18 protein-coding genes are annotated in these 20,387 nt (G+C 40.0%); 1 reads left to right on the forward strand and 17 read right to left on the reverse strand.

All coding sequences use genetic code 11. The features are described from left to right. Positions 1-9: 9 nt before the first annotated feature. Positions 10-1,344 (reverse strand): TolC family protein, encoded by a 1,335-nt coding sequence (locus AC1DDK_RS06985; protein ID WP_288882207.1) that lies wholly within the window; start codon positions 1,342-1,344, stop codon positions 10-12. Continuing rightward, the gene (locus AC1DDK_RS06990; protein ID WP_288882206.1) at positions 1,331-1,585 is read right to left on the reverse strand and encodes a hypothetical protein; all 255 of its coding nucleotides are present in this window, start codon (positions 1,583-1,585) and stop codon (positions 1,331-1,333) included. Before AC1DDK_RS06990 ends, AC1DDK_RS06985 begins: the two co-directional genes overlap by 14 nt. An 88-nt stretch (positions 1,586-1,673) precedes the next feature. Here AC1DDK_RS06990 and AC1DDK_RS06995 point away from each other — a divergent pair, with 88 nt between their 5' ends. Continuing rightward, positions 1,674-2,462, forward strand: coding sequence for an AraC family transcriptional regulator (locus AC1DDK_RS06995; RefSeq protein ID WP_337717165.1), 789 nt, complete (start codon positions 1,674-1,676; stop codon positions 2,460-2,462). Positions 2,463-3,184: 722 nt separating this feature from the next. Here the strand turns inward: AC1DDK_RS06995 and AC1DDK_RS07000 are convergent. The 15 genes from AC1DDK_RS07000 to AC1DDK_RS07070 form a co-directional block, all read right to left on the reverse strand. Then, entirely contained in the window at positions 3,185-5,002 is a 1,818-nt protein-coding gene (locus AC1DDK_RS07000) for a glycoside hydrolase family 2 protein (protein WP_337717167.1), read from the reverse strand. A 176-nt stretch (positions 5,003-5,178) separates the two neighbouring features. Then, positions 5,179-5,757, reverse strand: coding sequence for a Crp/Fnr family transcriptional regulator (locus tag AC1DDK_RS07005; RefSeq protein ID WP_288882202.1), 579 nt, complete (start codon positions 5,755-5,757; stop codon positions 5,179-5,181). Between the two features lie 30 nt (positions 5,758-5,787). Beyond that, positions 5,788-6,804, reverse strand: a complete 1,017-nt coding sequence (locus AC1DDK_RS07010; RefSeq protein ID WP_337717169.1) for an NAD-dependent epimerase/dehydratase family protein — start codon at positions 6,802-6,804, stop codon at positions 5,788-5,790. Between the two features lie 507 nt (positions 6,805-7,311). After that, a complete protein-coding gene (locus tag AC1DDK_RS07015; RefSeq protein ID WP_172661391.1) occupies positions 7,312-7,560 on the reverse strand; it encodes a hypothetical protein in 249 nt (82 codons plus the stop codon). A gap of 20 nt (positions 7,561-7,580) precedes the next feature. Continuing rightward, complete coding sequence (locus AC1DDK_RS07020; RefSeq protein WP_337717171.1) at positions 7,581-7,892, reverse strand: hypothetical protein; 312 nt, start codon at positions 7,890-7,892, stop codon at positions 7,581-7,583. An 89-nt stretch (positions 7,893-7,981) separates the two neighbouring features. Beyond that, entirely contained in the window at positions 7,982-8,377 is a 396-nt protein-coding gene (locus tag AC1DDK_RS07025; RefSeq protein WP_172661393.1) for an SET domain-containing protein-lysine N-methyltransferase, read from the reverse strand. After that, on the reverse strand, positions 8,374-8,787 hold the full coding sequence (locus AC1DDK_RS07030) for an SET domain-containing protein-lysine N-methyltransferase (RefSeq protein ID WP_172661394.1): 414 nt from the start codon (positions 8,785-8,787) through the stop codon (positions 8,374-8,376). The genes AC1DDK_RS07025 and AC1DDK_RS07030 overlap by 4 nt, the downstream gene beginning before the upstream one ends. Beyond that, complete coding sequence (locus AC1DDK_RS07035; protein ID WP_337717173.1) at positions 8,787-9,140, reverse strand: hypothetical protein; 354 nt, start codon at positions 9,138-9,140, stop codon at positions 8,787-8,789. Before AC1DDK_RS07035 ends, AC1DDK_RS07030 begins: the two co-directional genes overlap by 1 nt. A 45-nt stretch (positions 9,141-9,185) precedes the next feature. Continuing rightward, positions 9,186-10,472: a hypothetical protein gene (locus tag AC1DDK_RS07040; RefSeq protein WP_337717175.1), complete on the reverse strand. Its 1,287-nt coding sequence runs from the start codon at positions 10,470-10,472 to the stop codon at positions 9,186-9,188. Positions 10,473-10,495: 23 nt separating this feature from the next. Further along, positions 10,496-11,797 (reverse strand): hypothetical protein, encoded by a 1,302-nt coding sequence (locus AC1DDK_RS07045; RefSeq protein WP_337717177.1) that lies wholly within the window; start codon positions 11,795-11,797, stop codon positions 10,496-10,498. A 109-nt stretch (positions 11,798-11,906) separates the two neighbouring features. Next, a complete protein-coding gene (locus tag AC1DDK_RS07050; RefSeq protein ID WP_337717179.1) occupies positions 11,907-14,000 on the reverse strand; it encodes a tetratricopeptide repeat protein in 2,094 nt (697 codons plus the stop codon). An 8-nt stretch (positions 14,001-14,008) separates the two neighbouring features. Then, positions 14,009-14,590, reverse strand: coding sequence for a hypothetical protein (locus AC1DDK_RS07055; protein WP_172661399.1), 582 nt, complete (start codon positions 14,588-14,590; stop codon positions 14,009-14,011). Positions 14,591-14,604: 14 nt separating this feature from the next. Further along, a complete protein-coding gene (locus AC1DDK_RS07060; RefSeq protein ID WP_477611825.1) occupies positions 14,605-15,714 on the reverse strand; it encodes a hypothetical protein in 1,110 nt (369 codons plus the stop codon). Positions 15,715-15,866: 152 nt separating this feature from the next. Then, positions 15,867-19,775 carry a tetratricopeptide repeat protein gene (locus tag AC1DDK_RS07065; RefSeq protein ID WP_337717181.1) on the reverse strand — a complete coding sequence of 1,303 codons (3,909 nt, stop codon included), beginning with the start codon at positions 19,773-19,775 and terminating at the stop codon, positions 15,867-15,869. A gap of 11 nt (positions 19,776-19,786) precedes the next feature. After that, positions 19,787-20,335: a hypothetical protein gene (locus AC1DDK_RS07070; RefSeq protein WP_172661402.1), complete on the reverse strand. Its 549-nt coding sequence runs from the start codon at positions 20,333-20,335 to the stop codon at positions 19,787-19,789. Between the last annotated feature and the right edge of the window lie 52 nt (positions 20,336-20,387).

Genomic DNA, 20,387 nt, shown 5'->3' on the forward strand with positions numbered 1-20,387 from the left:
TATATTGTATTAGAGAATTCCTATGATTGCCAGTAAGCGGATATGGCTGAGTTTTAAATTTGTTTGTGCAGTTGTTAGGTTGAACTTTGCTCCCAGCAAAGTATTTTCTGCATCCAGAAGATCGGTCAAAAGCGATTCCTGATTGAGGTAACTGTTTCTGATGACCCGAACAATTTCTGTAGTTTTGATAATATCCTTTTGTGCCGTTTCTACGCTTTCCAACGACTGTTGCTGCTGTAAGTAAGCTTCTTTCACCTGAATAGAGATTTCGTCCTTTTTGATGCGTGCGTTTTCTTTTGCTTCGTCATTTACGACTTGAGCGCGTGCAACAGCGTGTTTGTTTTTGTACAGGTTATCAATCGAGAACTGCACCTTGATCCCGGTTTGCCCAAACCCCCATAGATCATTTGAGTAAGGATAAAATGAGATCTGGGGGTAGTTGTAATTGTAATTGGAATACAAGGAGACTTTTGGTAACAAAGTCGCCTTCAGCTGCTTAATACTCATCTCTGTCAACTTAATATCACTATTCACGATCTTGTAATCCGGTGATTGATTTAACGCGATATCAATATAATCGGCATAGGCCGAACTTTTAAAAGCACCGGTTTCAAAACCGTCTTTATAGGAAATAGAAAATTGCGCTTCACCTTCGCGCCCCATTAGCATATTCAGCCGTTGTTTAGTGATGTCAATTTTCTTTTCAACATCTGAAAGGCTTAATTCCAACTGGGACAGTTTGACCGAGGTTCTAAGCACATCACTTTTTAGTACAATGCCATTTCTGTTCATATTTTTAATGAGCTTTAGCTGTTTATTTTCTGCAGCGATCTCTGCCGTTATAAACTCCCGGAAGTGCAGGTATTTATAGAGATCGTAATAAGAAACAGCAATATTGAATTTTACACTGTGCTTTTGCAGATCCTGCTCATATCGGCCACGTATTTCTTCTTCCTGCTTGATCTTAATAGTTCTTCTCTCTTTTCCTCCGCTAAAAAGGCCCAGGTTAAAGTTATAGCCAAGTCCATATCCGTACTCGGAAACGGGCACATTCTGTGGAGAGGAGAATAATCCATTGTTGTAGATCAGGAACTGTGAATTAAGCTTGAGATCTCCGCCTACGGAGAGTTCCGGCAGCAAACGGTCCTTCGCTTCAAGCACCTCTAATTTACTTTCAGCAACATTTAGATCAGAAAGCTTTAACTGCCGGTTATGGCTTTCTGCAACTGCCCATATTTTTTCTAATGAAAATACATTAACAGTATCAGGTAGTTGAGCTTTAACAGGCTGCACGAACAGAAAGATGATCGCTTTTAAAATCGCTGCAATTTTATATCGTTTCATCTGAGTGTTTTTTTATATTGGTTTTAATCGATCTGCGCTGCCTCCAGGTTTTGATCATTCTGCTCAACTCATCGATGACAGATGAAAAGTCCATCACAGGCATTAAACCGCCTGAGCATGCAGGAAAAAAAAGATTGAAAGTAATGAGTTGTTCCCTGAGCGCTCGTTCATCATTGTTATGATTTATGTCCTGCTTTTCAAGAACTAAATTAGGGTTGGTTTCAATTGTCTTCTGCTCCATAATGACATTATTAAATTCATTACAAAAGTATCCCGACTGGCGTTTAGTGTTTTTATATAATAAGCCTAATATTTGTTAAATTTGGCCAATGAAAACGCTTCAACAGCTTATCGACAATGTTGACCAAAATCCCGGCTCGATCCTGGTAGTGCGACAGCAAACAGAACAGCGGTTACCATCGCACCAGCATGATAAGGCTCAGTTACTCTTGGTCTTTGGAGGTATCGCCTACCTGCAGACAGAGGAAAATGATTTTTATATTCCGTCCAACCATTACATCTGGATACCTAATAATTATCCGCATAACCTGATGTTTAATGCGCAGGACCTGTTTATAATCAATATTTACTTTCCGAAGGAAAACGGGGACAGTTTCTATAATGAAATGGGAATTTACCCGGTAAGCAAACTATTGTATGAAATGCTTTCTTTCAGCGAAACCTGGCACGGGGATTATTATGAAGGTTCATGGGAATATGAGTTTTTAAGAACACTGAGGAACGTGCTTTCGAAAGAAAACCTTAAAAAGTTTTCGATCCAGCTCCCCACCACCAATGATCAGCGGCTCAATGCTGTTGTTGACCGGCTCCGAAGTCAATTGAATGAAAACCTTACGTTGGAAGCGACGGCCAGTCAATTGGGCATGAGCGTGAGAAGTCTGACCCGTCTATTTCAGGCAAAACTGCATATTACCTTTATCCAGTATGTAAAAATGCTAAGGATTATTCGTGCGATGGAATTGATCAAAGGCACCAGCCTGAATATGACAGAAATCGCCTATGAGATCGGATATTCTAGTATATCAGCATTCAGTAACAATTTTCATCAATTGACAAACATGAGGCCTACTGAATTTAAATCAATGGCTGGAGTATAAGGCATATATATCAGTATTAAAAACATAAAACACAATTCCTTACTGATGTCTACGCGTTGCCTTTAATATAAACTTTTCACAAACCTTACCGTCTTCGATTCCTCGAAAATAAAGTTCAAAACCATACTGTATATTTCGCAGATAGTGGTTCTTCCCCACTTTGGTGGTAGAATAAATTTGTAGTCAAACAGAGCATTCCCATAGCTCCTGAATCACTCGCTAAATAACTGATTGAAAAAACTAAAGATATCAAAGCTGAACTTCTATTGTTGGGAGGGGCTAAAAGCCATCATTATCTGTCCATCGAATTGGATCACTTGGAAAATTCTATACCACATGTACCGCGTATGCAATTTGAGAAACTTAGTCATTTGGCATCAGATAATAGCGAAAGTCCGTTGGTTATCGCAGAAACACTATGGAAATTCTTTTTAAATACATATTCAGAGAATTTGATTATTAAGTGATCGAAAACCGAGTCGAGCCGCGTAAGAGACTTTGCCAGCCCCTGCCGAGCCACTCGGCCTTTAAAATTATGATAATTAGCTAACAAGTCCAGCCTACAAAAAGTTTAGATTTTTTTAACAGAAAATGAACTCGAACATAACGAACGACGGATGTCTGGCTTCTTTTCAGAAACCGGATTTGTTTTTTAATTAATTTGGAATCTACAGGCAACTGCATTCATGTTAACTCCTGCTCCTACGGAAGCATAAATCTTATCATTTCAACTTCTTGCCTTCATTAATCACTGCCTGATTAACCTCTTTAATTCTCTCAACATCCATTTTCTCAAAGGCACGGTCATAGGTCAAAACACCATTGACTTCATGCTCCACATCTGTCGTTTGTGTATAGACGGCAACACTCAGGCCTTTATATTTCATGAGCTGTTCAACCTGATCTAACAAGAGGATGTAACGGTCTGTAAGCGCAGTTTTGGTAGGCTCATAACCATACGCATTATTTTCTACAGGCCACATATGTCCCCTCACAAACAGACCTACGCCTCCAAATTCACCCAGTGAGGCGGCTCGTTTATCATCAGGCACAGAAGCATCGTTAGGTCCGATGTAAATATGGGTATCTACAAAATCTCCATTTCCAGGATCTCCGGCTGCTTTCTGGTACCCTGGATTGTTGTTGAAGCCAGAGTTGCCATTTACAAGTCTTGACGGATCATATTTTTTTACCCAGTCAGTAATTTCTTTTACGTCAAATGCACCCCAGTTTTCATTAAATGGAACCCAGGTAATGATAGAAGGGGAGTTGTAATGATCGTCCATTATGGCTTTTAGTTCCTTACGGAAAACTGTTCGTGTTCTGGCTGTATCTTCATGTTGGTACCAAATGGCCGGCATATCCTGCCAAACCAATAAGCCAAGTTTGTCTGCCCAGTAATAAAATCGTTTTGGCTCAGTTTTCATATGCTTCCTAATCAAATTGAATCCTGCCCTCTTGGTAAATTCCACATCATATTTCAGCGCATCTTCTGTTGGTGCAGTCAGAATTCCGTCCGGCCAGTATCCCTGATCAAGGAGGCCGACCTGCATAACGAATTTGTCATTCAATAATGGCCTAATGACCCCGTTCACTTTACCAAGTTTCACATCACGCATTCCGAAATAGCTGGTTACCTCATCGGTAACTTCGCCGTTTTTACTTCGTAACGTCAACTTCAAATCATATAAAAAGGGCTCATCTGGAGACCATAGTTTTGGATTTTTAATTGGAATGTAAAATGTAGTTCCAGCTTCGGATTTAATCTCGGAAACCATCTTTTTCCCATCAAGTACCACCGCAGAAACTTGGGCAGCGTCTGCATTCACCTCTACCTTCAGGCGACTATTGGCTAAATCAGGCATCAGGCGGATGTTCTTGATGTAATTTTTATTTACCGGCTCAAGCCAAACCGTTTGCCAGATTCCCGATGAAAAAGTATAATCGCCACGAGGACCATTCTTACCTGACGGCGCCCGGCCATCGTTTGGATCATAGGAGGCAACAATAATTATGTTGGCGCCCTTTTTCAAAAAAGGGGTAATGTTTAGGCTGAAAGCATCGTACCCACCGGCATGTGATCCGGCTTTTTGTCCATTGACAAAAACAGTCGCGTCGTGATCAACAGCATCAAAATGGATAATGATTTGTTTATCTTTCCAGGAGTCTGGGATTTCCAGACTCCTGCGGTACCACATATTTATTTCCTGTTTTCTTTCAATTCCGGACAGTACAGACTCCGGACAGTAAGGAACAAGTATCTGCTCACTTTTGTCACCGAAGTTTATGGGTTTTGATGGATTGAGAGCATTCATGACATCTTTACCCCCAATATAGTCCCATTTTCCATTCAAACACAGCCAATTCTTACGCTCAAGCTGAGGCCTGGGGTAGTCCGGGAATGGAATTTTTGATTCTATAGCCACCTTCGTCCACGCTGTGGGTAATTTAGCAACCTGACCCGCTGATTTCTCAACTGAAGCAAAAATCACTAACAAAAGGACGGCAAAAAAGAGAATTTTGATGTTTTTTTTCATCATTAAGAACATTAGTCTTTAATTAGGAGTAAATTCTTTTATAAATATATAAATATGCTTTAAAAATCTTGTGGTTCACTACAGTTTTAATGATCATCAAGAGAAGATTCTGATCATTTCCAATATACTATAGCAATTCTGGAAATTAGCTGTGGGTTGATTACTGAAAAAACGCCTTATTAGGAAAGCAATTTCCTCCTGATGCGACTCAGACTTTCCGGTTTCATACCAAGAAAGGAGGCAATATAAGTAATGGGAACATTGTGTAAAATTCCGGGATAGTTCTCTATCAGCTTTCGGTAGCGCTGTTCAGCTGAAAGGGTTGCCAGTTCCATAGAGCGGGTTTCGTTATAGGCAATGGATTGCTGAAAAACGCCAATACTAAAGTCTTTCATCGTCAGACTTTTTGAAGTTAAGCTTCCCAGGTCTGCCTTTGTAATCCGCAACAATTCACATTCCGTAATACATTCTACATTGTCATTGGATTTAGCCTCATTCACAAAAGAGAAGTAGGAGGTAAAAAAACCCGGAGGGCAATTGATGTGCGTGGTAATCTCATCACCGGTTTCATTGTAATAAAATAGGCGCAAGTAACCGGAAACAATATAGTAAAGGTATTTTGGCACTTTTCCTTCTTCTTCAATAATACGATTTTTTGGGAAAAGTACCGGCTCAAAATATTGGACAATCAGGTCCATATCCGCTTTTGAAAGCGTATGACCTGATTGGATAAAGTCAATTAATTTCTGTTGCAGCATACCTCTAAAAGTCCTCCAAATTTACAATAACTATTTTAATAAAGCTTTATGCGCCATTAAGTATGCCAGGGCATCCGTTACTGCCCTTTCCGGTTTTTTGGGATTAAAGCCCAATTCCTTTCTGGCTTTGCTGATATCGAAATTCTGTTGCAAACCTGAAAACATGGCGATGTCCTTTCTTGTCAATACGGGTGCCTTTTTGCTTATTTTGGCTAAACACTCCATTATCCCTGCAATAGCAAATAACATAAGTTTTGGAACAGCACCAGGAATTTTAAGCTTTAATTCCGGATATAGCTCATTGGCAAGCTTAGTAGTATCGGTGATCGTCATACATTGTTCATTGGCCAGTATGTAACGTTCTCCACTCCTTCCTTTTTCTGCAGCGAGCCAACAGCCCTCTGCTACATCTTTTACATCAATCCAGTTCAACGTTATTTTGGTGTCGACAGGAATTTGCTTGTTCAAAATAAGTTTAAGTACTCCGTAGGATACATTAAGCGGCAAAAAAGCTTCGCTGCCAATCATAGCGCCAGGCATTACGGCTACAAGTTCTATACCTAAATCTTTTGCCAGTTGGAAAGCTAACCTTTCACCATCATTTTTAGAGTTGTAATACATATCCCTTCGATCAGGATTGTACCCATAACTCTCCTTTGTTGGTAATTTCGCATAATCCAATGCGGCGATTGAACTGACATATACAATGCGCTTTACACCAGCTTCCGCAGCGGCCTCTATGGTGTTCTTTGTCCCCTGAATATTGACATCATAAATTTCTTTTTTGGCATCTTTAGCCCAAAGCTTGAACGAGGCACCAACGGCATAAAAGGTTTCTACACCTGCTAAAGCTTTTACAAAAGAGGGTTTGTCGGTAATATCTGCCTGTACTACCTCACAGTCCAATCCTGTAAAAGGTATTTTGTCATTGATCTCGCGGACAGAGGCCCTCACAGGGATCCCTTTATCAATGAGCAGCCTTACCAGGTTATTCCCCAAATGTCCATTTGCCCCCGAAACCAGTGCTAGTTTTTTCTGTGTCATCATGTCTTATAGTTATTGAAGACACAAAGTTCCTACAGAAATTCCCCGATACACTTGACTTTTGTTAGGAAATGGATCTGGGTGGAGATAATTCTACAATGGTCTAAAGCAATCCTATACAATAGAGATATTGTGTTTCGTTTTACTTGCTCCTTTGTGAAAACAATGTGTTCTTATAGTAAGCGCTGGTTAGCATTTTTATTGTGAATAGATGTAAATACATATTCTGAGAAATAACAAAAAGCTATCTAGTAGGGCAATAAAAAGAGTTTTGTGTGATTTTTCCGTACTGGCATCGTACTGAGAACCCTAAATCAAAGACTTTTTTGGGTATAAAAAACCCCTTTAAAGCTAATTAAAGGGGTTTAAAACTATCTGGGTCAGTGATGACGCATAATTTGAGTCATTTTGTGGACGAATTGATTGAAATTGGAGTTTTTTCGAAAATTCTGCAAAAGTAATCAACCTTATAGTTTGTCTATTATATTTTGCTATGAATTTAAGCAGATACTAGTTTACAGGAGTGAGCTTGCCCATTTTTGTTGATGCTGGTGCAACTTTTGAGGTGGATGCATATTTGATGGCAGGGGCAATTTTTGCATCCTTTTTACCAATTGCTTTATTACTTTGTTGACCGACACTACTTTTAGCCAGTGTATCAGCTTTTGGTTTTACTGTTTCTTTTTGTACAACTATTTTTTGTGCCTTAAGCCCGGTTACAATTAACAAGGCACTTAAAAGGGTCAATATCTTTTTCATGATTTCTTACTTTTATGAAGTTACTTATTCTCGTTCTTAGGTTTGATTGCTGTTTTATTTGAGTCAACAACGGCGGATGGCACGCTATCAGTGCGTTTTTTATTTTTCTTTTTAAATAGGCTATTCAGTTTTTCGCTGACTTTGTTTATGGCTTTATCTGTAACATTGTTGGCAGATTTATTGACAGCCTTGTCCACAACTTTATCGGTTGATCGGTCAACTGAGCTCGCTGTCGCAGTTTTTGCTTTTTCTTTAAGTTTACGCAATACCTGTGCTTGTGCTATCCCCCCTATACCAAGAGTAAGGAAAAAGATAAAAATTACTTTTTTCATGGCTTTAATTTTTTCATGATTTGCTTTCTTCTGGTAAAATTAGGCCAGGCGCGGACATAGGTCAATCATTAAAAAAGATGATTTTTCAATTAAAGGGGAATGATTTCCCTATCTACAAACCATTTACTATAATCTTTACCGTATTCGCCCCCATAATTGATGCATATCTCCGTATGCGCCTTTATCTGCTCATGAGCTGTAAATACCATCTGTCTTTCTTCCCTATTGAGAAGATATACGGCATTGGGATATTGCCTGTGGTTATACATGGATCCAAAACCCATGGTTAACGACAATGTATTCTCTTCTTTATTGAAATAAAAACTATAATCCATCAGTGGTGTGGTACTTAATGCGGTAAATTCTTCGGCTGCGATAATGATAACTGGACAAACTTCTATAATATCTCCTTCAGAAATAGCTGTATGGCAGAAAACACCCCTACCCTTTCCCTTTATCGTTTTTAAATACAGTTGTTTCTTCATTGTTCATCCGAATTGGGAAAGTATACTTCAGCCTTATCATCTGGCTTACCATTATAGTTAATGGTTATTTCACAGCCTTCTTCAATGGTTTGATAGGCATAGATATTAAGGGCATTTTTCTTTCTAGAAAAAGTATAAAAGGCATTCGCGACTGAGGAATGATTGTAAAAAGAGGCATAACCAAAACCAAATGCAGTCTTTTTTTCGGGATTGCCCAATAAAAAGTAATAATGAAAGAGCTTGGTAAACCGTAAGGTCTCCCTCTCGTCATTTGACAAGAAAATAACAGGAGCCTGTTCTATCAGACTTCCTCTCCTTATTTTGCTTTTCGCAAATACACCACGCCCATGAAGCGGGCTTTCCTTAACTTCAATATGCTGTGGTTGCTCAATGTTGCAATTGAACAGCATTAGTTTCCTTTTTGTTGGGCAATTTTTGCGTCTTTGGCTGCTCTTTCTTTTGCGGCTTTATCTGCTGCTTCCTTTTTAGGATCAGTAGCAGCAGCCTTCGGGTCTTTTACAGGGATGGTTTTAGGATCAGCCTGCTGCGCAATTTTTGCATCCTTTGCAGCCCTTTCTGCCGCTGCTTTAGCTTCAGCTTCCTTTTTGGGATCGGTAGCCGCAGCCTTAGGATCTTTTACTGGTGTAGAAGTACCAGTAGTTTGGCTACTTCCGGGATTTACCGTTTCTTTTTTCACCACGGTTTGCGCTTTCACTGCTGTTACCAATAGCAATGAACCTAAAATGGAGAAGATTTTTTTCATGACATTTTTGATTAATGAGTAAAATTTAAATAGCAGGATACGTTCCTACTCTAGCATATTCCTTACAGCATCGAAATCGAAGTTTTCGGTAAAATTTTCTACCAAACTTTTCCCAAGAGGAGTTTTTACGTACCTATAGGTCAATTCTATCATATAAGGCTTTACCGGATTTCTTTCTGAACCCTTAAAATAGTCGGGATTATATTGATAGAGCGTTGAACCACCTTTGTTATCCCAAAATCCATCAAAGGTAAATGATCCGGTTCTTTGGGCGGCCTCTTTGGTATCGGCATTGTAGGTCTCTACCCATACCTCATCGTTGGGGGCCGAGCCATAAGTCCTTTTCCAGGAAAAGGTTTCAGCTTTGGGTTTTACAACGGCAGACTGGGTCAGCCAGGCCGCTGTATTTTCTTTCAATACCTTTTCCACCGTGGTTTTTTTAGCTTCTATTTTTTCTTGCCAGTCCGGGTATTTGGCCTTTTTCACGATCAGGTTCCGTTTCCCGTTTTCATACAACTGAGGGTACTTTTTCGGATCTTTCATCATGCCAGCGCTTTCGCTTTCAATCTCTTTTATTTTGTCGGCTATTAAAAGCCTTTCTCTTTCGTAATAGACCAGCAGGGCTTCGAGGTATTCTTTACGCGAAACAGGCATAAATACCAAAGCACCAGGTTTTGTGCAATACCAATGACGGGTCATATATACATTACGGCTACCTTCTTTCACAGTGTGTTCCGGAATATCCTGATAAAATCCCTTACTGTTATTGATATTTTTAGTGGCATCCATTTTAATAAAATTGTGCAGGGCGATAAATTGCCCATTGTATTTTTTTGGTGTTTCGTAATAATATGCTTCGTCAGGAAAAGAAAAAGCAGTTTCTATCCCGGTATAACGATTAACGTAGGCACGAAAAACATTTGCATATTCACTGTTGACCATCATTTTATTTTTGACACAGATATATTCGTAGCAGCCCATATTAAGGTCATAGCTTGCCAATGCATATTTGCCAACTATTGTAGTAGCGGTATTGCCCGAAAACGCAGTTTTAAGCACACACCCTTTAAGGATATAATTGCTACGGCTTTGTTTTTCGAGCGTTTCGATTTTAGTAAGTATGGCATTGGCAGCAGCTTTATTAGCTGCCGTACCCAAGGCATCCAGCCAATGTGCTTTCTCTTGCGGCCATTCGCAATGGGCTGCATCTATATGCTTTCCAGGAAGCGCTTCCAGGTCTTTTGACGACTGGCAATCTTGTGCATTAACCTGCTGCGTTAAAGCAACCGTTGCAATTAATGTGGCAATGGTCGATGTATGTATTCGTTTCATGGGTCGAATTTAATTTTAGATAATTATTGCAACATCTTTTTCAATGCACCAATATCAAAATGCTGTTCCCAGTTGTTAAACAACCTTGAAGAGTAGCCATAATCTTTTGTGATTTCATACCGAAACTGTACTTCTATCAACAAAGGTTTTGCAGCCTGCCCGTTATTGGATACAAAATAGGCTGGATTTAAAACATATAGGGCACTTTTATACTCTCCTTCTGCATCATAAAACCTACCCAAAGCTTCCAGGATTTTATTTGCATCTTTTAGCAATCTATCCTGGTCTACCACTGCCGGTTTTTGTAACCATTCTGGTTTTTGTTTGGCAAGTAGGTCATTCACTTTTGCTTTTTTTGCTTCATATATCCTGGGGTAAGCAAGTTTGTCTGCTTCCAAAGCTGCCATTGTTCTTTTTGCAGACTCAGAAGTATTATTTCCTATATTTTTAATTTTTTCCGCGTTGTCATACTCAAAATTGGCTTTTTCAATTTCAAAATATTCCAGCATATCCTGCAGGTATTGCTTGCGGCTAACGGGGATCAGTAAAGGCACTCCCGGTTTGGTGAGGAAATAACGACGATCTATAAATTGATACGAATTAGGTCCGTGATTGTCATACCTGCCGCCCATTTCCCAGTGCTCAACATAGCCATTGCCATTGTTGAGTTTTAAAAAATCGCTATGAAAATCTTTATAATTATCAGAGCGGGCAACCATCAGCGTTGCTTCTGAAATATATTGTGATACGCGGCTGGGATTGTTGTTTTTGTCTTTTTCAAAGTTGGGCCCCACTTTTGCTTGTACAGGAATTTCGTACATCGGATTCCCATTTTTCATATTGAACTCGCCAGTACCTACTGCATGTACGCCTCCAGGCATTATATAAGGATTAAACTCAACCCTGAAAACCGTTCTGTATTCATCTACGATTTTGGTTGCGTGTTGGGACACATTGCAGACAAAAGCATATATACCCATGTTGTACCCATAGCTGGCATAAACATTTTTACCGTAATCACTGCTACCATGCCTGGCAAAACTTACTCTGGCGGCACATCCCGTCAACTTAAAATCCTTACGGCTGGCTTCTTCCAGTTTTTCTGCTGCGATGAGGTTTTTCATCATCGTAGTTTTTTCGGCGGGTGTGCCTTTTAAACTAAAGCCATATATTGTATTGTTGTGGTCGGTATAAATACCGGGCATACCGTCAACTTCTGCACGTGAACCACAGGGCGTTAATGGGTCAGTTATTTTTTTTATTCCTTGCGAAAAACCTGCAATGCTCCCCAATACCATTACTGAAAAGATCAAAAACTGTTTCATTTGTTTATAATTTTGTTTTTAGTGGTCAAATGTTCCTTACCATGATTAAATCATCATTCCTATGTGAGTTTAATGATGATTTAATCATGGACGGTTCATCGTTTGTTGTTTATTTAAAGATACCTGTTCCGTTTAGTGAGCCTGCGCCGCTATTAAGGCTCATTCTTCCTTCCATGCCTGCGCTTGCACCGGCAGAGCCAACTCCGGCAGCGGCTTCTGCACCCGCAACCACCACTACATCGGTTATACCGGTTCTGTCAATTTCAATATCTGCACCTACACCAGCGCTTACACTGGCCTGTAATGGCCCCAATTTGCCGCCGGCACTTACTTTAGGTCCAATGCTAACTGTGCAATTCTTAAAGGAATCGCCAAAACCTGCATGATCCAGATCCTGGTTCAAAGTACCGCTGATCACACCTGCATTAACAGTAGTAGTTAAGCCACTGCAGGTAAGCGTCATCGTGAAGCCGAGCCTCGCACTACCAAATTCGCTATTGATATTGCAGTTGGGATCTTTAAACTCGGTAAGCTTACCTTCTTTTATTTTACCCGGACTTGCACAGCCGTAACTTACCTGAAGCACTTCGGCTTTAAAGGCCAGGTCTTTTAACCATTGTTGTTTTAGGCCAGCATTGATACCAGGAATCAATTCGGGATAAGTAGTGTACAATGATAAATAAGCCATTTCATTCAAAAACTGCTTCTGCACCTCCAAATATTCTTTGTACAATTCTTCGCACTTTGTATTGTATGCACTCAGGTAAACATCTATTGCTTTTATAGATTCGTTGCAAAGCACCCCATTATTTTCTGTTCCGCCCTCTCCAACGTTTTTCCATCTTTCGTTGATCTTTTTCATAGTGGCTTCATACTCTTTTTTGTAAGTGGCACCATCTCCTTTCGTAAAATCGGCCATTTTTTGCAGTACCTTATCCTTTTTTAGCTGAAGGTTTTGCAGCACTATTTTCTCTTTGGCGTTCATTTTTTCCGAAAACATGGGTATACCCACAGTTTGCATGGCACTACTTTGGTTTACTGAACCAGGATTGGCCAACGTTTTGTTCATGACGTTCATCAACTGTTTTTGCTGCTCCTCCAAACGCTTGATCGTTTGCTTATTCGACTCTTCGCTAAGTTTTTGTAAGGGTTTTATTGCCTGATCAATAGCTACGCTAAACTGTTTCCATTGCGTTTCGTACATTTTCATTGCCGCATAAGATTTTGGAAATTCCATTGGTGAAAAGTTACCGAGATTCAATAGATCGTTACTTTTGTTAGTACGAGGAAAACCAGTATAATCATCTGCTCCAGGTGTATAGCCTAATTGCTTTAACTTGTCTTTTCTTGATGCGGTGTTTCCCTGCTTAAATGCGGCTTTGGCATATGCAAGCGCTGCTGCTTTATCACCTTTGTGCTCAGCTATCAGACAAAGGGTTTGATTGGCCTGCGCGTGTGATGCGCCAAGTGCAAGTGTGGTATCCAGGTATTTTTGGGCTTTGTCCACATCGCCTAGTGCAAACCATGCCTGGCCAAGGTTGTTGAGTATGGTACTGTTCTTTTTAAATCGGCCATTGAGGTTACTGAGAAGAGGAATTGCCATTTCAGGAGCCCCCGTCATCGTTAACATAGCTGCATAATTATTCAAATTATCGGTGTTATTGGCATCATCTTTACATACCTGTGCCATCAGGCTCAATGCGATTTGTGTACGGCCACCCACCCACAATGCGACAGCAGCATTGCCCATTTCATCAATGCTTGCTCCTTTTTCTTTCAGGTCTTTATAGAGATTGTTGGCTTTATTTTTTGCAGCAGGAAGTACAGCGGCAAAAGTTGTATTTCCTGTATTGCCGATAAATGCACCCATGTTTACTTTGGATGGTGTAGCAGCAATACCAGCAATGGCTTTGATGTCTTTTGCAGGAATAAGACCGTTGGCAACACCGCCACTTTTTGTTGGCTGACTTTTGTTTACCTGTTTTATGGCATTGTCCATCTTTTGTCCCACACCATATTGATTGAGCAGACTGTCGTATCCTTTTTTGGCCTTAGGGTCCATTTTAGAAGTCTTTTCATTGAGTTTTTGCATGGCCTCAGCCAATCGCTTTTTGTCGGCTTCCATTTGTTCTTTAGATGGCTTTTGGGCAAAAGCAATAAATGGCAGTAGTATAAACAAGGAGATAAGTATTTTCGATTTCATAGCAATAATTATAGATTATCACACCATAAACCCAGCACCGATGATTTCCCAGCATCGTTTGTACCACCAGTTGCGGCATTACCAATTTTAATTTGATTGGCTTTTGGCAATTCCAGTGAATTTACAAATGCCAATATTTCTTCCTGATATTTACTGGTGTTGGTCAGGATTACAACGCTAACCGTTTGGCCGTATCCCGTTGCCGTAATTAGTGTTGCCAATCCTTTGTTATTGCCATCTACATAATTTGCCTGTCCGGTAATGCAACTCCAGCCTGTTTCTATATTCATATCCGAAATGCTTGGCGCTGTGTCACCGCTTACTGCTCCTTTTACCAATTTATCCCAATCATTATTAAAATTTTCATTAGCTGATGCAGAAGATGCCCTTGCTTTGGTGATCACCGCAATTCCATAAACACCTGTTTTTTTATCGGTAATGGAAAGTTGAATACCTGCTTCACTTTTTTGTTGTTGCCAGCCTTTTGGAAAAGTAAAAGAAACCACATCAAAAGTCTGTTTTTGTGCAAAACTGGTACAGCTCATCACTATTAGCACACTCAATAAAATAAAATATTTTACGTGTTTCATTGTTCAAAGGTTGATTAAGGAATTTCACAAAGAGTCCATTTAGTACCAGCTACATTACTTTGAGCTCCTGCAAATGCCAATAATCCAAAACCAGACGAATAGTTTCCTGCACCAAAGCCAAATGCAAGAAAATTGCCAGTTGGTTTTTGTTTTATAACGGAATACGTTTTAGTTAAATTTCGTTCTGAATATAACACAAATGTTATCGGGGAACAGATCCCTACTTCTGTTTGCCATTCTGAAAACGATGCCCCAAAAAAAGGCGTTTCATAATAAAAACCTAAACTGGTGCCCAATACAGAAATAGCATAAGCACTGCCATTCCATTTATAACTTTTTGTAACTTGCAGGCGCCTGCTATCTGATGGAAATCTACCTGGTATGCTAACAGTGTCTAAGGTAATACCCGCATCAGAGTACCTTCCCCATGGACCATCAGCAGTAGTGAAGGTATGAATTGCTTTTGTAGGGTCTGTGTCAGTAAACTCTCCATACCAGTGGTTAGTGAACCCTATACCCGATTTACTTTCATCAAAAAGAACTCCCGAACTTGGGATTTCGTCAATACACCGGAACGGGTTAGGATCATCAGGCTTAGTAACTATTGGAGGGGTATTAGACGTTTGCAAGCCACCTCCACCAGGTGTATATCCCTGCACTGGTTTAGCCAATTCATATTGAAATCTCAGAAACTCGCTAAACTTAATCTTATCCTTTACATTATCGGGAAACACGGCTCTTATTTTTGCTTGATAATCCCGCTCATCAATGTTTGCCTCTTCCCAAACTTTCTTAATAAACGGATAGTATTTTTTGGAAACATTTGCTATCCCCGATCGTTTTTCTTCGTTTGTTTTTGCATCGGCTATGGCCTTAATATCTTGCTGGTAGGCTTTATAAGTGGCTGGGTCGGCATCCATAAGCTTGCCCAGTTTGTCAATAACTGGTTTCACTATTTCTGCTATTTTCTTTGCTATTTCTGTTTTCGCATCATCCTGGGGTAGCCTTAATTCTTTTATACTTTTTAGGATGAATGCACTCTCGTCTTTAACTCTTGGTTTGATTTGTGCCTTAGCTGTTATTGTTCCTACAATGAACAGGAATAAGATGATTAATTTTTTCATAAGTATATAATTTGTTTATATCGGTAATGAAGCTATCAAGAGCAATATTATTCATTTCTGTTTGTGAGCGTTTGCTCATAATGGTTTCATTAATTTTGTGATATAAAAGTAGCTTGATATAAAAAAATGGTCAATCATTAAAAAAGATGATTTTATGGCTTGTTTAAACCCAGCACATTTGCAATATAACCGCTTGCTTTTATCCCTTCATTTACAGAAATATTAGTGGAGGCAATATTGGCTTCTCCACTAACCGCACCGATATTTCCCCCGGCCGAAACGCCTGCAGAGATTCCCCAGTCTGTTACCTGTACCCCGCCATTTGGCCCGGCACCAACGGTGATGTACTCCACCGCAGATGCGCCTGCTGAAACTGCTGTTACATTTTGATTGCCAATATGCCCTTCTATTCCTATGCCTGCACCAATTGTTGCCTCTTTAAAAGTGCCATTTTCATTGAAATTCAAATTTAATTCTCCCACAAAACCTTCGCCACCGGATATGCTCATGGAGTTACAATTGAACCCAATCTTTGCAGGGCCAATGCCCAACGTTCCTTTGAAATTGGCACAATAATCTTCTTCCCATGGCTTTGGCTTGGATGGCTTCTTATCTTCTTTTGCTTCTTGGGATGGATAGATACAGGGCTCTGCAACAGTGTATACCGAAAGGATCTTCCTTACATCAGTAATATATTTTACCTGTGCATCCAGAAGAAAGCGGTTGCTGTTATCGTTTAATTGAACCGGCATCCAGTTAGCATAATCCCTGAAATAAGTACGGCTTACCAGCTCGCTTTTTTGAGCAAACTGGTTGGTGAGCTTTGCCAGGTCAGAAAGATATATCTGACTTTCTTTATTGTATTCTTCACAACGGGCTTTCTTTAGGCGCTCCATTTCTTCCTCTTCTTCTACCTTGCCTTCACCGCCTTCTAATTTATTCAACAGTGCATTATATTTTTTGGTGATCGCACTTATCTTTTTATTGTAGGCGGTTGTTAATGTTCTTTTGTTCTGTGTAAAAATCTGCTCCAGGTCGCTTTTCAATTTTATGTACCACGCCGCACTTTGATTTACAATATTGGCTGCTTTCACCATCATCATTGCTGTTCCTTTGTTCTGGTTGATATTTGCGATTACTTGTTTCATATCCGCTTCGGGAATCTTTTTATAAGCGGCCCTGATATCATCGGCAGTTTGAGACAAAGCAGTTTTTTCTTTTTCTAAAAATCCGTTGAAAGATTTTGCCTGCGCCAGGTCTTCGGTCATGGCAGGCAGCTCCAGCCGGCGAAGCATGGGGAATTCTTTAAAGTTTGTATTCGCAAAATCTTTTTGTTTTTGATGATTGCCTTCAATTTTATTTAATATTTCAGCTGCTTCATTATCATACCGTGATTTAAGCACTTGTTTTAAACAACCAATAGCTTTATCGGCTTCAGCTTTGTTATTGGTTGCCGATGCTTTGCCCAGGTGTACAAAAGCGGCCACTTTATTTCCGTTAGCGTTCAAACTGTCTTTTGCAATGCTTTTATCCGCAAACAGGGAAGCATTGTTCATATCGCCAAGGTTATAATAAGCAGTTGCCATATTGGACAATACATCCGGGTTGTTATTGATTTTACCATTCACATATTGTAAAACAGGAATTGCTTTTTCTGAATAACCATAAGCATTCAACAGCGAAGCCAGGTTGTTGGCAGTATTCATAACATTGTAGTCTGCCTGCATGGCTTTGCAGAATAAATACAAAGCTGCTGTTGGTTTGTTGCTCAGCCATGCGCCAATAGCTTCTGCAGCAATTGCTTTTGGTGCCGTTATTTTTTTTGCTTTGAGGTAACCGTCTATCTTATTTACATTATCTGTATTCAATTTGGTGGATACAGTATTTTTCAGGTCATCAATTAATTTTTTAAATGCAGCATTGCTCAACACTGTATTGGGTATAGCATCTAATAATGCAGAACGTGAAGGCGCTTTGAATGGGGGTAAGGTTGCCACTGCTTTATTGCTTCCTTCTGCCTGTGCCGGAATGAGGGTAGCGCTTTTAAACCCTGTAGGATAACTTATCGGCGGCATATTACCTATTTTTTCTAATGGTTTAAATGCATAGTCCGATGTTTCAAATGTAGCAGCATCGGGTGTTGTGGATTTTTTGTCTTTTACCACTCCGGCAAATTGCGGCTCCTGCGGAATAGTATTTTGCACAGGGCTGCCACTTTTTACATACACATTACTGAAATACACACCCGGTTCGCTGCAATACCAGGCGTATCTTCTAAAAGATTTTCCCGCAGGGATTGCATTATCATCATGCATTAGTTCTTTGCCATTTACAGAAACAGCTATTGCAGCGCCGTTCACGGAAATTGTTACATGTGCTACATCGCCTGCTTTGGCAGTGGGTATCCTGGTATTAGTGAACGTTTCTTTGTATTCAACACTCATGTACCGTTTGCTTGTTTCGGTTTCGCCACTCATGGCTAATGAAAATTGGAAGCCTTCCCTGTTTATATCGTGCAAATCAATTGGGTTACTTTTCTTCGGGTCTTCCGTATCTATCCTGAAGTAAAAAGGCGTTCTTTGGTTTTTTACATTTTTTCCGAAATACACATCGTAGTTCACGGTAAAATTGGCGCCAAGCGGTTTATTAAAATTGGGATAGAAACTAAAATCCTGCGGTACAGAAATCCATTTGCCGGATTGTCCATTCACTGTGCTTACCGATGCATTTGCAAAATCATGCCCGTTGTGTCCATAAGTGTGCCATACTTTTGCAGACAGTGTTCCATCGGTATAACCGTTAAAATCATCGTACAAAATAGTGTAAGGGTCTTTATTTTTTGTAGATGCTGTTACCGAAACCATTGCAGGCGCTGAAAATATATTGCCCGTAGATTTTGCCGGCGCTTTTACGGGCGTATAAGCCATACTCTTTCTTGCATCAGGCTGCGCAAGCCACCTGGCTACATAATCAAAATTAAAATTGTTCAACAGAGAATACACCATATGCGATATATCGGTACCAAACTTTGTATCAAATTTTGCAGGGTTTCCTACTATCGCCCTATTCAGTGGTGTAAAATTAAAATACACCCAAAGCGGGTTATCTGTTTTTGATTGGTCGATGGTTTGTTGCGTGGTGCTAACAAGGATGCTGTGTTCAGGAAATGTTTTATTAATAGGGTTTCCGTTTATGATTGCCCCGGGGTCCAGCAGGTAATGATCATTATTATCATTGATAGCATTGTTTGGATTATAATTAGCTCTTAATTTCACCACTTCATTGTAATAAGGCTTTAATCTTTCCAAAGCTTTTTTTACAGGCTCTGCCGAGTAAGGATTTTTTTGAAGGATAGCGGGATAAGCGGCCAATTGTTGCTGAATGTATGCAACGGCATCCTTTACCAGCACGGGTTTAAAAGGCCAGTCTCCATTTTTGGAAACCACCACGCCAACTTTAAACATCTGCTGGCCAGCATCGTGATAATGATCTAAGTAGGTACGATAGTTATATAGATTGGGCTGAATTTTTTTATCTATTCCTTCTTTTGATAATTGTGCATCATCATCGCCACTGCTGAACTGTGCCTCCTCGGCAAAGAAATACAACCCACCGGGATTAAATTTTTTGATAGCTACGCCCGGAAAATCATTAAACCCTGCAATTAATTTCAGGCCCTGTTCACAGCACTTGAGGTCAATTTTACCATTGACAAAATGAGCAGAATAGCCCAGCAAATTGATACCATAACTATGCAGCGGGCTATAATCATCTACATACCAGCGTTCATCGTTTTTGGCGATGGTGCGCACTATCAAACCCCGTGGCAAATAGGATTGTTGTATCCAGCTTAGCAATAAATCCGATGCCTGCTGTTGCCATGCAGAATAGGCCCCGCCTGCATATAGGCCTTTTACGGGTTTATAAATCGCCTTTGAATTTATAGGATTGCTTACATATTGCCATCCGATTACGGAGTCCCTGTTGAGTTCCTGATCGCTTTGTGCCTGTGCGCCAAAAGCGATAAATAGAAATACTATTATTGCTACGTATGATTTCATAACTATATTCTCTATGGCTTTATTTCCAGCTTCAACTCTCCTGTTACTGTTCCAGGTGTATAACCCGCTGGTGCATTAGTAACAGGAAGTACTTGCAGGGTATAAGTACCTGTTAGTGTTTTGTTGCTGTTGTTATAAATAAGATTGCAGTTCATGGTTACATTTGTATTCTTTTTTAAAAGGATAGTTACATTATTGCCATGAACGGTGTAAGTACCAGATTCGAGCCTTGTTACAGCTTCGGGGGTAGTGAGACTACAGCTAACTGTGCCGTTACTGAGAAATTTAAAAGAAGGATCGGTAATCGAATGGCCTGCATTGGGTGTAACCCACCAACGAATAAGGTTCCAAGTATGTGTTGTTAAAGAGGTAGTTATAGGGTCTGGTTTGCTCGGTAATTTAATAGGCCTACCTCCAGGAATTTCTATTGGTTGTTGTGGCAATTGCGGCAACTTTGTATCGATTACATTTTTTATAGGTGGCACCTTCGGTGGCGCTTCCTGTGCATTTGCAGCAATAATGGTTACTGCCAAGCTTAGTAAAAGAATAATTTTTTTCACGTATAACGAGATTTAATGGTTTGGAACAAATGTTTTATTTAATCTGTAAAAC

This window comes from Pedobacter sp. 05T44 (genome assembly GCF_056395985.1).